Here is a 13,158-nt window from a genome sequence, read left to right as displayed (position 1 = left end):
CGCAGACGCTTCGGGTGGGACCTCAGGCGGCGGGTCGGAGCCTCAGCGCGACGCCGAGGTGGATTGCGCCCGCAGTTCCCGCGCGCGGGCCAGCACCTGGTCCTCGAGCTCGGTCGCGGTGCCGGCCGAGACCGGCGCGTCCACCCAGCCGCCGCCGCGGGCTTCCTGGCGGAACACCACGACCCGCACCCCGTCGGAGCGCAGCTGGCGGCCGAGGATGTAGGCGGTGGCGCGGAAGCGCTCGGCGCCGGCGCCCGGCGGCGAATACCAATCCGTGATCACGACGCCGCCGAAGGGATCGGCCGAGGTCAGCGGCATGAAGGACAGCGTGTCGAGCGTGGCGCGCCAGAGGAAGGCGTTCACGCCGATGCCGCCGCCGCCACCGCCGCCGGCATCCGCCGCCTGGGGTTGCCGGGCGCGGTCCGTGCCGAACAGCACGATGCCGTCGGTGCCGCCCAGCCGGCCGCGCACCCGGTCGCGCCCGCTGCCGCTGTTGTACTCGTTCTGGCCGGGAACCCGGAAATTACCGCTGTCCGGCGTGCTGCAACCCGCCGCCAGGCCAAGCACCAGCCCACCGATGAGGAAGCCCCGCAGAGGGGACAGCGTGCGTCCGATCATCCTTCGCCAGTCCTGCCCATGCCCGGGGCGCGGCACGAAGCCGCTGCCCGAGGGACAGGTCTTTAGCCCCCGGCCGCCGCCGCCGGAAGAGGGCTTGCGCGCCGCCAGCGGCGAAGGGCCGAAACGCAAAGGGCGGCGGGTTGCCCCGCCGCCCTCCGACCTTGCTGATCCGGGAAGGATCAGAAGGCGAGACGCGTGCCGACCATGAAGGTCTGCGCCGAACGATCCGTCAGCGTGCCCGTCTGACCGTTGCGGGTCAGGGTGAAGTTCACGTTGTCGTCCTGCAGGTTGCCGTAGTTAGCGAACACTTCCAGGCCGGGCGCGAGCGTATAGGCGGCGCCGAAGCCCCAGGCGGTCTGCTGGCGGTCCGCCAGGTTGCCACCGTTGTCCTGCTCGCCCTGGCCGAAGAAGCCACCGAACACCCACGCACCCATCGTGTAGGTCAGGCCGAGGGCCCAGTGGGAGCTGTCGTCGCGGCCCTGAGCGAGCGGCGCGGCGGCCACCGAGGCGCCGGAGTACTGACCCCAGGTGTATTCGCCGCCCAGCGTGAAGCCGAAGGCGGTGACGCTGGCGCCGACCGAGTAGGCGGTGACGTTCGGCGCGCGGTTGGCGATGCCGGTGCCGTTCGTGTTGTTCGCGGGGGAATCGGCACGCTGCGCGGCGAAGCTGGCCGCCACGCCGACATTCTGGAACGAGCCGCGATAGCGGATACCGCCCGAGATCTCGTTCTCGAGGCCGGTGCGGTCGCGCTGCGGCACCGTGGCGGTCAGCGGGGTCGCGACGGTCACGCCGTTGATGGTCGTGCTGCCGGTCGAGAGGCTGTCCACCGCGCGGCCGGAGATGATGCGGTCACCCTCGTTCCGGTTCGGCGAGTAGCTGACGCCGAAGTCGAAGCCGAACCACTGCGGCGAGAGGTAGATGACCTTCGTGGAGTCGTTGCCGTCGTTGATGCCGGTCAGCAGCGAGGGGCCGCCGCCGGTGAAGGCGGTGGAGGACAGCAGGCCGTCATCCCAGTCGCCGTCCACGCCGCTGCCCGTCACGCTGGGCGGACGCACCTGGATCAGGTTCGCGGCGCTGTCCTCTTCACCGAAGCGCAGCGTGCCGAGGGTCGGCGACGACATGAAGATGTAGGCTTCGTCGATGTCGAAGATCGTGCCGCCCGTGCCGTCGTTCTGGATCTCCATGACGGCGCCGTAGGCCATGCCGTTGGCGGCCTTGCCGTTCACGAAGATCTGCAGCTCGACCTCATTCTTCATGTCCCAGCGGCTGCGGCGCTGCTGGCCGGCGCCGTTCACGCCGGTCGGGACGCCACGCGCGTAGTCGAAGTCGTCGTCGTTCCACTGCGCCTCGAAGATCATGTAGCCGCCGAGGCGGACCGTGGGTGCCGTCTGCGCCTGGGCGGTCGTCGCCCCGATCAGCGCAGCGCCGACCACCGCCGTGGTGCCCAGCAAAATCTTGCGCATTCGTAAACCTCCTCCTGAACCGGGTCGCCCCGGTATGTTTCGGCCCGCCTGCCCCCCTCGACAGGTGCCACGATCGGAATTGCTCCGCCCGCGGTCAGACCCGCGGAGACTATTGTCGCGGGCTCGCGCGGAGGTCCATCGGCCACAAAGCCTCAACGCGACTTCCGCGAAACACTGTGGCGCTCCCGCCACAGCCCCCCCTCCGGCCCTGAGGCGGAGGCCAGCGCGCCGATCGCCGCGAGGCCAGCAGCGCGGCCCGCCCCGCGCCGCGGCAGCCGGCCCGCCGTTTCCGGCCCGACACCGCCCAGCGCCACTGCCGGTCGCCCGAGCGCCCGGGCCAGCGCCGCCCAGCGCAGCGGCCCCAGCGCGCGCGCGCCGGGGTGGCTCGCCGTGGCGAAGGCGGGGGAGAGCAGGGCGCAATCCGCTCTCAGCCGTCGCCCGCGCGCCATGCCCGCCCGCCCATGCACCGCGACCGAGAGCAGGGCCCAGGGCGCCCCGCCGCGTCGTGCCCGCAGGAATGGCAGCAGCCCCCGCGCCGCCGCGCGGTCCGGCACATGCAGCCCGGCGCGGAGCGACAGCGCCGCCCGCCCCTCGCCACCCAGCAGCAGGGCGAGCCCTCGGCCGCGCGCCAGCCGAGCCAGCCGGCCGAGCACCGCCGGCCCGGCGCCGCGCGCCAGCACGGCCGCCCCGCGCGGCAGGCGCCGCGCCGAGGCGACCGGATCCGGCAGCCGCACCGGGTCCGACAGCAGCCACAGGCGCGGCACCCTTCGCCCGCCGGCCCCCGTCGCCGGCTTGAGCCGGCGCGACCACCCCCCTAAACCCGTTCCACCGCGACCGGCGCGGTGAAACGGGTCTAGCTCCTTGTTTTGCCGCATTTTCCGAGTCGCCAAGCGATTCCGCTTGGCTCGAAAATGCTCTAGCGTCCGGCCACGCATCGCCGGACCGCCCGCATGACCGACATCGCCCGCAACCTCGCCGCCATCCGTGCCAGGATCGCCGAGGCCTGCGCGCGCGCCAACCGCGACCCGGCCTCGGTCACCCTCGTCGCCGTCTCCAAGACGCATCCGGCCGAAGCGGTGCTGGAGGCGCTGGCCGCCGGGCAGACCGTGTTCGGCGAGAACCGGGTGCAGGAGGCGCAGCAGAAGTTTCCGTCTTTGCGCCCGGCCCACCCCACGCTCCGCCTGCACCTCATCGGCGCGCTGCAGACCAACAAGGCGCGCGACGCCGTGCGCGTGGCCGATGTGATCGAGAGCCTGGACCGCCCGAAGCTCGCCGCCGCGCTCGCCGCGTCGATCCGTAAGGAGGGCCGGACGCCCGAATTGCTGGTGCAGGTCAACACCGGCGACGAGCCGCAGAAGGCCGGCATCCCGCGCGCCGAGGCCGGCGCCTTCCTCCGCGCCTGCCGCGAGGAGCATGGGCTGGCGATCAGCGGCCTGATGTGCATCCCGCCCGTGGGGGCCGACCCCCGGCCGCATTTCGCCTGGCTCGCGGAGCTCGCCGCGAAGCACGGGCTCAGGACCCTCTCCATGGGCATGAGCGCCGACTACGAGATCGCGATCGCGGAGGGCGCGACGCTGGTGCGCGTCGGCACCGCGATCTTCGGCCACCGGGACTACCCGCCCGCGGCGGCTTGACGGACCGGCGCCGCCCGCCCGACACAGCGCGCCACTGCAGCCAGAGCGAACACGATGGCCCCGACCAACAACCGCGTATTCTCCGGCATCCAGCCCTCGGGCGTGCCCACCCTCGGCAATTATCTCGGCGCCATCCGCAACTGGGTGCCGATGCAGGACACGCATGAGTGCATCTTCTGCGTGGTGGACCTGCACGCCATCACCGTCTGGCAGGACCCGCAGGAGCTGGCGCGCCAGACGCGGGAGATGGCCGCGGCGCTGATCGCCTGCGGCCTCGATCCGAAGCGCTGCATCCTGTTCCTGCAGTCCCATGTGCATGCCCACACGCGGCTGGCCTGGATCTTCAACTGCGTCGCGCGCATCGGCTGGCTGAACCGGATGACGCAGTTCAAGGACAAGGCCGGCAAGGACCGGGAGGCCGCGAGCGCCGGCCTCTACGTCTATCCGAACCTGATGGCGGCCGACATCCTGACCTATCACGCCACCAAGGTTCCGGTCGGCGACGACCAGAAGCAGCACCTGGAGCTGGCCAACGACATCGCCCAGAAGTTCAATCACGACTACGGCGTGGATTTCTTCCCGACGATCGAGCCGCTGATCCAGGGCGTCGCCGCGCGCGTGATGTCGCTCCGCGACGGGACGAAGAAGATGTCGAAGTCGGACCCCTCCGACCAGTCGCGCATCAACATCAACGACGACCACGACGCGATCGCGCTGAAGATCCGCCGCGCCAAGACCGACCCCGAGCCGCTGCCGGAGAGCGAGGCGGGGCTGGAAGGACGGCCGGAGGCGCGCAACCTCGTCGGCATCCTGGCGGCGATCACCGGCGAGACCCATGCGGGCGTGCTGCGCCACCATGGCGGCAAGGGATTCGGCGCCTTCAAGGAAGTGCTGGCCGAGGCGCTGGTGGCGCATCTCGACCCGATCCGCACCGAGATGAACCGACTTCTGCAGGACCCCGGCGCGCTGGATGCGGCGCTGCGGCTCGGCGCCGACCGCGCGGACGCGATCGCCACGCCGATCTGCGAGGAGGCCGAGCGCCTGGTGGGCTTCCTGCCCCGCCGCTGAGGGGTGCGGCTGGCGCCATGCGCGCGCAGCCGGTAACCCTTGCGGCAAAGGGGAAGGAAACGGCCATGCGTCTCGGCCTGTTCATGATGCCGCTGCATCCGCCCGAGCGGCCGATGCACGAATTGCTGGCCGAGGACGCCGAAAAATCGCTGCTGGCCGATCGCCTCGGCTTCGACGAGCTCTGGGTGGGCGAGCATTTCTCGGCCTCGTCGGAGCCGATCCCCTCGCCGCTGATGTTCATGGCGTCCCTGGCGGCGCGGACGAAGCTCACCTTTGCCACCGGCGTGATCAACCTGCCGAACCACCACCCGGCGAAGGTCGCGGCCGAGGTCGCGCAGTTCGACCACATGACGGGCGGGCGCCTGATCCTCGGCATCGGGCCGGGCGGGCTGCCTTCCGATTTCGAGCTGTTCGGCAACACCGACCCGATGCAGCGCGGCAAGCGCATGCTGGAGGCGATGGACACGATCCTCGCGATCTGGCGCCAGGACCCGCCCTACGACATCGAAGGCCCGACTTGGTCGGCGCGCATCGTCAATGCGGTGATCCCGGAATTCGGCGTCGGCACCATGCCCAAGCCCTGGCAGCGCCCGCATCCGCCCATCGCCATCACCGCGCGCAGCGCCGACAGTTTTGGGGTGAAGATGGCGGTGGAGCGCGGCTGGGGCGTGGTGTCCGCCAACTTCGTCGCGGAGCGCATCGTCGAAGGCCATGGCCGCACGCTGCGTGCCGCGCGCGATGCGCAGGGCGTGAAGGCGGGCAACGAGTGGCGCCTCGCCCGAAACTTCTGCATCGCCGTGACGGATGCGGAGGCGCGTGACCGCATGTTCGATGAGGCCTCCGCCAACCGCTACTACTTCCACTACCTCTCCTCGCTGGCCCGCCGCGCCGGGCAGCTCGGCACGCTGAAGCCGCGCGAGGACACGCCGGACGAGGCCGTGACACTCGAAGCCATCATCGAGGACTGCGTCGTCGCCGGCTCCCCCGCCACCGTGCTCGACAAGCTGGTCGCGCTGCGGGACCGCATCGGCGCCTTCGACCATCTGCTGATGGCCGGCCTCGACTGGAGCGGCCCGAATGCCGCGTGGGAGAGCGAGACCATGCACCGCCTGGCGGAGGAGGTGATGCCGCGCTTCCGCCAGCACATCCGCGCGACAGCCGCCAAGGAGACAGCATGACCACGCCGCCCACACTGCCCATCGGCCTTGCCGACGCGCCCGGCCGCCATCGCCGCCTGCGCGAGCTGCTGGCGGGCGAGAGCCTGTTCCTCGCGCCGGGCGCCTTCGATTGCCTCGGCGCGCGGCTGGTGGAGGCGAGCGGCTTCCCGGCGCTCTACATCACGGGTGCCGGCGTCTCGATCAGCACGATGGGCGCGCCGGATCTCGGCGCGGTGTCCTTCGCGGAGATGCTCGATCGCGTGCGGCGGATCTGCGACGTGGTCTCCATTCCCGTCATCGCGGATGGCGACACGGGCTATGGCGGGCCGATCAACGTGATCCGCACGGTGCGCGAATACGAACGCGCCGGCGTCTCCGCGATCCAGATCGAGGACCAGGAATGGCCGAAGAAATGCGGCCATGAGCCGGGCCGCGTCATCGCGCCGGTCGAGACGATGGTGATGCGCATCCGCGCGGCGATCGAGGCGCGGCGCGATCCCGACTTCGTGGTGATCGCGCGCACCGATGCGCGCGCGGGCGAGGGGCTGCCCGCCGCCATCGCGCGTGCGAAGGCCTATCGCGCGGCGGGGGCGGACGTGATCTTCGTCGAAAGCCCGCAGAGCGAGGCGGAGCTGGCGGAAGTGGGCCGCGCCTTCCCCGGCGTGCCGCTGCTGGCGAACATGGTGGAAGGCGGCAAGACGCCGATCCTGCCGGCGGAGCGGTTGCAGGCGCTTGGCTTTCGTCTTGCGATCTATCCCAACGCGCTCACGCGCCTGTTCGCCAAGGCGGGGATGGAGATGCTGGCGAGCCTCAAGGAGACGGGCAGCAGCAACGCGATGGCGAGCCGCATGTACAGCCATGGTGAGCTGTGGTCGCTGTTCGACAACGCGACCTGGCGCAGCCTGGAGGACCGGTATCTGCGCCTCCCGGCGGAGTAGGGGCGTCTGTTTTCTCCCTCCCCCGCAGTGCGGGGGAGGGTCGGGGTGGGGGCACGACCGACCGCGCAAACGAGCCGTCGCGACTACCGCGTCAGCAGCCAAACCCACACGGGCAGCGTCAGCACCGACAGCAGATGCTCGCTGGTGGTGATCGCGGCCATCAGCTTCGCGTCGCCGCCCATCGCGCGCGCCATCACATAGCTCGTCGCCGCCGTCGGCAGCGCCATGAACAGCACGGCGATGGCGGTGGCGAGCGGACCCAGGCCGAGCGCGGCGCAGAACGCCCAGGTCATCAGCGGCATGACCAGCAGCTTCAGCAGCGCCGTTGCCGCCTGCGTCGCCGGCCTGTCGCCCAGCCCCTGCAGCGTCAGCGCCGCGCCGACGCAGAGCAGGCCGAGCGCGATGGAGGCATTGCCCAGGTTCCGCACCGCGGGCTGCAGCCCCGGCGGTAGGCCGCCGACCAGCCCGATCGCGAAGCCGGCCAGGCAGCCCAGGATCAGCGGGTTGAGCAGCACCTGCCGCAGCAGCGGCAGCACCCGCACGCTGCCGCGCCCGGCGACGAAGGCGATGGTCGCCACAGCCTGCACGAAGGGCACGATGATGCCGGTGGCCACCGCGGCATAGGCGATGCCCTCGGCACCCCAGATCGCCCCGCCGATGGCGAAGCCCATCAGGTTGTTGAACCGGATGCCGCCCTGCAGCACCGAGGTCATCGCCGCATGCCCGTGCCCGAGCAGCCGCGACAGAGCGACGGCCAACGCCGTGCCGGCGCTCAGCGCCGCCCACAGTGCCACCGCCATGCCGCCGACCGGCAGCGTGTCGAAGCGCACGGCGGAGAGCGCGCCGGCGATCAGGCAGGGCAGGAGCACCCAGAACACCAGGCGCTCGATCCCGGCCCAGACGGCATCGTCGCGCAGCAGGCGGCGCTTCAGCAGCGCGCCGAGCGCGAGCAGGCCGAAGACGGGCACGAAGGCGTCTGCCCAGGGAGCGAGGGTCATGCTGCGTGGGCGGCGGGCGCTATGCGCCCGCGAGCGCCTGCTCCGTGGCCGGCGCACGCCGCGTGCCGCCGCTGCGCGCGATGTCGCGCAGGCAGGCGGCCTCGCCGCGCCGCGCCGTACCGACCGAACGTGCCGAGGCGAAGCCAACGCGGAGCCCGGCGCGCGGCCCGTCGGCGGGATACAGCACCAGGTCGAGATGGCACTGGCTGGCTTGGTAATGCCAGACCTCCGCCGGGCCTTCCGGCCGGCGCAGACGCGGCTCGCCCAGTTGCTGGCGCAGCGCCTCCGGCGTCAGGCCGACCAGATCGCCGGCGGCGTCGGGCGGTGCGCCGCCGGCGCGCGCGGGCGAGGGTGCGGCGGCGGGCGCCGAGGCCGGCTGCGCCGCCACCGACGCGGCCGCAACCGGTCGGCCCTGCACCCCGGCGATGCTGGCGTTGTGCGCCGCCAGCACCTCCTCCAGCACCTGCGCCGCCTCGGGCGGGCCGGGCTGGGCGCAGGCGACGGGCAGCAGCAGCGCGAGCAGGAGCCCCGCGCGCGCCGGCCCGCGCATCAGGCTTCGGCGGGAACCGGGAGGGGCGCCGGCGCCGCGGCCTGCGCGTCGCTCAGCATCTCCATGCGGCCGGACACCTGCCCGCCTTCCTCCACCGACAGCCGGCGGCAGCGCGCCACGCCGATCACCCGGCCGGTCGCGCGGATCACCAGCGCGCCGCGGGCGGTGATGGTGCCGTCGAAGGTGCCGGCGATCTCGGCATCCTCGACCTGGACCTCGCCCTTGAAGACGCCGGTCTCGCTGATGGAGAGCTCGGTCGCCTGGATCATCTGGCTCTCGACCGTGCCCTCGACCACCAGGCGCTCGGCCTCGCTGACCGTGCCCTGCAGGCTGATGCCGCGCCCGACCACCAGGGTGCGCCGGTCCGCACTGGACGGCCGCGGGCTCGGCGCTGGCGGGGCGCCGATGCTGGGCGCGGCGCCGAGCGTCGGGCGCGGCGGGATCGCGGTGCCGGAAGGCGGCGTCGGCCCGACGGGCGGGGTGGGCGCGGTGCCGGGCTTGGGCGCGAGGCTCATGGTCGGATTGTCCCTGGATGGAAGACGAGGCGGCACGCCGAGATCGGGATCGCGGGCCGTCGGCACGGTGGCCGGCTGAGGCTCCGGAGCGGCGGAATCGCGGCGGCGGAAGACGTTCATGGCGCGGCTGGCCCCCCCTCTCGAGACGACACGGCGCTGCCGCGCCGGGGCACCGGCGGGCATCCATCACCCCGGCGCCATGCCCTTGGGGCTAACACGCGCCCCCGCGCCGGCACAACGGGCCGATGCCCGCTCGACGGCAGTTGTCCACAAGCTTTGCGGCTGCATCCGCCTGCGGTTCGTTGCCGATTTCACACGGTGTTGCGGTGGAGCACGTGCACCATCGCCGCCGTGCCCAGCACGGGGACCAGCAGGTTCAGCGGCGACACCACGGCGAGCAGAGCGAAGACCCCGCCCACCCCCCAGATGCGCCAGCGCAGCGTCCGTGCCCTGGCCTTCGCCGCCGCGGGCGACATGCGGCGCAACGCGACCCCCTGGAACAGGCCCTCCCCCAGGCCGACCGCCGCCACGGCCCACAGCGCCGCCGCGCCGAACACGGGGATCAGCAGCGAGAGCGGCAGCAGCACGAAGGTCAGCACCGCCATCTTCGCCGCCAGCACCAGGCCCGCCCAGGCCTGTTCGGGCGCCGAGGCCCCGGCGGGCGGGGGCAAGGACGGGTAGTGGCGCTGCTCCACCGCCGCGGCGACGCCATCGGTGAAGATGCTGGCGACCGCCAGCAGCACCGGCACGAAGAGCCACCACAGCGCGAACAGCGCCAGCAGGCCGCCGGCCGCCGCGGCAAGCGATGCAAGCCAGCCCTCGCCGCCGGCCAGCCAGCCGACGCCCCAGCTCACCCCGGCCGCGAGCGCCAGGCCGAGGGCGAGCGCCAGCCCTGCGCCGATCAACAGCGGGCGGCGGAAGGCCGGGTCGGTGAGCTGGCCTGCGGCGAGGAGGAGGGGGCGAAGCATCCGGCAGGGACTAGCTTCGCCGAACCGGTTCCGGCAACGTCCGGCCGCTTCAACTCCCCTTCTGGCCGAGACCGAAACGACCCATGACCTCCCCCGCCCTCGATGTCCTCGGCATCGGCAATGCCATCGTGGACGTGCTGACCCGCGCGGACGACGCCTTCCTCGCGGCGCATGACATGGCGAAGGGCAGCATGACCCTGATCGACGCGGCGGCGGCGGAGCGGATCTATGCGGCGATGGGGCCGGGGGTGGAGAGCTCCGGCGGGTCCGCCGGCAACACCTGCGCGGTGGCGGCCGCGCTCGGGGCGCGGGTCGGCTATCTCGGCAAGGTCGCGGATGACGCGCTGGGCACGGTGTTCGCGCATGACATCCGCGCGGCCGGCGTGCGCTTCCCCTCCGCCCCGCTGGTCGGCGGGGCGCCGACGGCACGCTGCCTCATCCTGGTGACGCCCGATGCGCAGCGCACCATGAACACCTTTCTCGGCGCCTGCGTGCATTTCGGGCCGGAGGACGTGAACGAGGCCGAGGTCGCCTCGGCCGCCATCACCTACATGGAAGGCTACCTCTTCGACCCGCCGGCCGCGCAGGCCGCCTTCCGCAAGGCGGCGAAGGTCGCGCATGGCGCGGGGCGGCAGGTGTCGCTGACGCTGTCCGATCCCTTCTGCGTCGGCCGCCACCGCGCCGCCTTCCGCGACCTGGTGCGGAACGAGGTGGACATCCTGTTCGCCAACGAGGCCGAGCTTCTCTCCCTCTACGAGACCGACGACTTCGCCATGGCGCTCGCCGCCGTGCGGGAGGAGGTGGGCCTGGCGGCGGTGACGCGCAGCGAGAAGGGCAGCGTGGTCGTCGCCGGCGAGACGACGCTCGAGGTGGCGGCGGTGCCGACCAAGGTGGTGGACACTACCGGCGCCGGCGACGCCTATGCCGCCGGCTTCCTCGCGTCCCATGCGCTGGGCCGGCCGCTCGGCGAATGCGGGCGCTGGGGGTCGGTGGCGGCGGCGGAGGCGATCAGCCATTTCGGGGCGCGCCCGCAGACCGACCTGAAGGCGCTGGTCGCGGCCTGACGCGGCGGGATTTTCGGCGTCTCGGCGGGTTGCGGGCGGCGCAGGCCCGCCCCCGCCCCGATTCCTGCTCGCTTTTTGGGGGCGGCGCGCTTATGTGTGCGCTGCATCAAGCCAAAGGCCCGGCGTTTCGCCCTGGATGACCGTTTCGTGACGGTTGCCCGGGGGTTTGCGGGGTCGGGCCGAACCAAACCCGGACCCTCATCATGCAACTGCGCAACGTCGCGATCATCGCTCACGTTGACCACGGCAAGACGACGCTCGTGGACAACCTCCTGAAGCAGGCCGGCGCCTTCCGCGCCAACCAGCAGGTGGCCGAGCGCGCGCTCGACCGCAACGACCTGGAGCGCGAGCGAGGCATCACCATCCTGGCCAAGTCCACCGCGGTCGAGTGGAAGGGCGTGAAGATCAACATCGTGGACACGCCCGGCCACGCCGATTTCGGCGGCGAGGTGGAGCGCATCCTGTCCATGGTGGATGGCGCCATCGTGCTGTGCGACGCCGCCGAGGGCCCGCTGCCGCAGACCAAGTTCGTGCTGACCAAGGCGCTGGCGCGCGGCCTGAAGCCGATCGTCGTGATCAACAAGGTGGACCGCGGCGACGCCCGTCCCGACGAGGTCCACAACGAGGTTTTTGATCTGTTCGCCGCGCTGGGTGCGAATGACGAGCAGTTGGACTTTCACACGCTGTTCGCCTCCGGCCGCCAGGGCTGGGCGGACCTGTCGCTCGACGGGCCGCGCAAGGACCTGTCGCCGATGTTCGACCTGATCCTGTCGCATGTTCCGCCGCCGAAGGTGGAACTCGAGAAACCTTTCGCGATGAACGCGGCGATCCTGGAGAGCGACAACTTCCTCGGCCGCATCCTGACCGGCCGCGTGGAGCAGGGCGTCGGGCGCATCAACATGCCCGTGCGCGTGCTGCGCCAGGACGGCAGCGTGGTGGAAACCGGGCGCCTGACGAAGCTGATGACCTATTCCGGCCTGGATCGCGTGCCGGTGGATGAGGTGCAGGCGGGCGACATCGTCGCGATCGCGGGCCTCTCCGACGCCACCATCCCCGACACCATCGCCGCTCCCGAGGTGGCGGAGCCGCTGCACGCCATCCCGGTGGACCCGCCGACGCTCGCCATGACCTTCCGCATCAATGACGGCCCGCTCGGCGGCCGCGAGGGCAAGAAGGTGACCTCGCGCCAGATCCGCGACCGGCTCTTCAAGGAGACCGAGGGCAACGTCGCCATCAAGGTGAAGGTGTCCGAGGAAGTGGACGCCTTCGAGGTCGCCGGCCGCGGCGAACTCCAGCTCGGCGTGCTGATCGAGACGATGCGCCGCGAAGGCTTCGAGCTGACCATCGGCCGCCCTCGCGTGCTGACCCGCGACAACCCGGAGACGGGCGAGAAGGAAGAGCCCTACGAGGAAGTGCTGGTCGACGTGGACGAGGGCTATTCCGGCGTGGTCGTCGAGAAGCTCTCGATCCGCAAGGGCCAGATGCAGGACATGCGGCCTTCGGGCGGCGGCAAGGTGCGGCTGACCTTCCTGATCCCCTCGCGCGGCCTCATCGGCTACCACGGCGAGTTCATGACGGACACGCGCGGCACCGGCATGATGAACCGCCTGTTCCACGGCTACGGCGCCTGGGCCGGCCCGATCGAGGGGCGGCGCAACGGGTCGCTCATCTCCAACGTGGACGGCGAGACGACGCAGTATGCGCTGTTCTACCTGCAGGAGCGCGGCGCGCTGTTCGTGGACCCGGGCGCGAAGGTCTACACCGGCATGATCATCGGCGAGAACTCGCGCGGCGAGGACCTCGAGGTGAACCCAGTGAAGGAGAAGAAGCTCACCAACATCCGCGCCGCCGGCAAGGACGACGCGCTGCTGCTGATCCCGCCGCGGCGGATGAGCCTGGAGCAGGCGATCTCCTACATCGAGGATGACGAGCTGGTGGAGGTGACGCCGGGCGCGATCCGCCTGCGCAAGCGCTACCTCGACCCGCATGAGCGCAAGAAGAACGCCCGCCGCGCCGAAGGGCTGCCGGTGAAGGGCGAAGCGGCGGCGTGACGCGATAGGCCGCGGGCGATGCGCGGCGCCGCAGCGCAACCCGCGGTTTGAGCCGCCACGTGAAGGGCGCGCCGGTCCCGCTGCTGCGCGCGACGGCCGGTCGCTCCGCCGGCGCAGGTGGCGGGCGGATGTCA

At 71.9% G+C, this 13,158-nt stretch carries 13 protein-coding genes; 6 read left to right on the top strand and 7 right to left on the bottom strand.

The features are described from left to right. Positions 1–42: 42 nt before the first annotated feature. From DFH01_RS04695 to DFH01_RS04685, 3 genes are all read right to left on the bottom strand, one after another. Positions 43–618: a DUF3576 domain-containing protein gene (locus DFH01_RS04695; protein WP_109869199.1), complete on the bottom strand. Its 576-nt coding sequence runs from the start codon at positions 616–618 to the stop codon at positions 43–45. A gap of 179 nt (positions 619–797) precedes the next feature. Next, positions 798–2,081 (bottom strand): porin, encoded by a 1,284-nt coding sequence (locus DFH01_RS04690; RefSeq protein ID WP_109869198.1) that lies wholly within the window; start codon positions 2,079–2,081, stop codon positions 798–800. A 152-nt stretch (positions 2,082–2,233) separates the two neighbouring features. Continuing rightward, positions 2,234–2,845 carry a thiamine phosphate synthase gene (locus tag DFH01_RS04685; RefSeq protein WP_233255960.1) on the bottom strand — a complete coding sequence of 204 codons (612 nt, stop codon included), beginning with the start codon at positions 2,843–2,845 and terminating at the stop codon, positions 2,234–2,236. Positions 2,846–3,031: 186 nt separating this feature from the next. Here DFH01_RS04685 and DFH01_RS04680 point away from each other — a divergent pair, with 186 nt between their 5' ends. The 4 genes from DFH01_RS04680 (at position 3,032) to DFH01_RS04665 (ending at position 6,878) form a co-directional block, all read left to right on the top strand. After that, entirely contained in the window at positions 3,032–3,715 is a 684-nt protein-coding gene (locus DFH01_RS04680; protein ID WP_109869196.1) for a YggS family pyridoxal phosphate-dependent enzyme, read from the top strand. 54 nt (positions 3,716–3,769) lie between these two features. After that, the gene (trpS, locus tag DFH01_RS04675) at positions 3,770–4,783 is read left to right on the top strand and encodes a tryptophan--tRNA ligase (RefSeq protein WP_109869195.1); all 1,014 of its coding nucleotides are present in this window, start codon (positions 3,770–3,772) and stop codon (positions 4,781–4,783) included. Positions 4,784–4,848: 65 nt separating this feature from the next. After that, the gene (locus tag DFH01_RS04670) at positions 4,849–5,961 is read left to right on the top strand and encodes an LLM class flavin-dependent oxidoreductase (RefSeq protein ID WP_109869194.1); all 1,113 of its coding nucleotides are present in this window, start codon (positions 4,849–4,851) and stop codon (positions 5,959–5,961) included. Beyond that, the gene (locus tag DFH01_RS04665) at positions 5,958–6,878 is read left to right on the top strand and encodes an isocitrate lyase/PEP mutase family protein (protein WP_109869193.1); all 921 of its coding nucleotides are present in this window, start codon (positions 5,958–5,960) and stop codon (positions 6,876–6,878) included. The genes DFH01_RS04670 and DFH01_RS04665 overlap by 4 nt, the downstream gene beginning before the upstream one ends. Positions 6,879–6,961: 83 nt before the next feature. On the opposite strand, the gene DFH01_RS04660 is transcribed toward DFH01_RS04665, so the two are convergent. The 4 genes from DFH01_RS04660 to DFH01_RS04645 all read right to left on the bottom strand — a co-directional run bounded on the left by DFH01_RS04660 (position 6,962) and on the right by DFH01_RS04645 (position 9,909). Next, positions 6,962–7,876: an AEC family transporter gene (locus DFH01_RS04660; protein ID WP_109869192.1), complete on the bottom strand. Its 915-nt coding sequence runs from the start codon at positions 7,874–7,876 to the stop codon at positions 6,962–6,964. A 19-nt stretch (positions 7,877–7,895) separates the two neighbouring features. After that, positions 7,896–8,426, bottom strand: a complete 531-nt coding sequence (locus DFH01_RS04655) for a hypothetical protein (protein ID WP_109869191.1) — start codon at positions 8,424–8,426, stop codon at positions 7,896–7,898. Beyond that, positions 8,426–8,941 (bottom strand): bactofilin family protein, encoded by a 516-nt coding sequence (locus DFH01_RS04650; protein WP_233255959.1) that lies wholly within the window; start codon positions 8,939–8,941, stop codon positions 8,426–8,428. Before DFH01_RS04650 ends, DFH01_RS04655 begins: the two co-directional genes overlap by 1 nt. Positions 8,942–9,252: 311 nt before the next feature. Further along, positions 9,253–9,909: an EI24 domain-containing protein gene (locus DFH01_RS04645; protein WP_109869189.1), complete on the bottom strand. Its 657-nt coding sequence runs from the start codon at positions 9,907–9,909 to the stop codon at positions 9,253–9,255. Positions 9,910–9,992: 83 nt separating this feature from the next. Here DFH01_RS04645 and DFH01_RS04640 point away from each other — a divergent pair, with 83 nt between their 5' ends. Continuing rightward, positions 9,993–10,973: an adenosine kinase gene (locus tag DFH01_RS04640; protein ID WP_109869188.1), complete on the top strand. Its 981-nt coding sequence runs from the start codon at positions 9,993–9,995 to the stop codon at positions 10,971–10,973. Positions 10,974–11,176: 203 nt separating this feature from the next. After that, positions 11,177–13,024 (top strand): translational GTPase TypA, encoded by a 1,848-nt coding sequence (gene typA, locus DFH01_RS04635; protein ID WP_109869187.1) that lies wholly within the window; start codon positions 11,177–11,179, stop codon positions 13,022–13,024. The last annotated feature ends 134 nt before the right edge of the window (positions 13,025–13,158 follow it).

It is taken from the genome of Falsiroseomonas bella (assembly GCF_003173615.1).
GTDB lineage: Bacteria > Pseudomonadota > Alphaproteobacteria > Acetobacterales > Acetobacteraceae > Falsiroseomonas > Falsiroseomonas bella.
The sequence above is the reverse complement of the archived record's forward strand: the minus strand, read 5'-3'. Positions and strand labels throughout refer to the sequence as shown.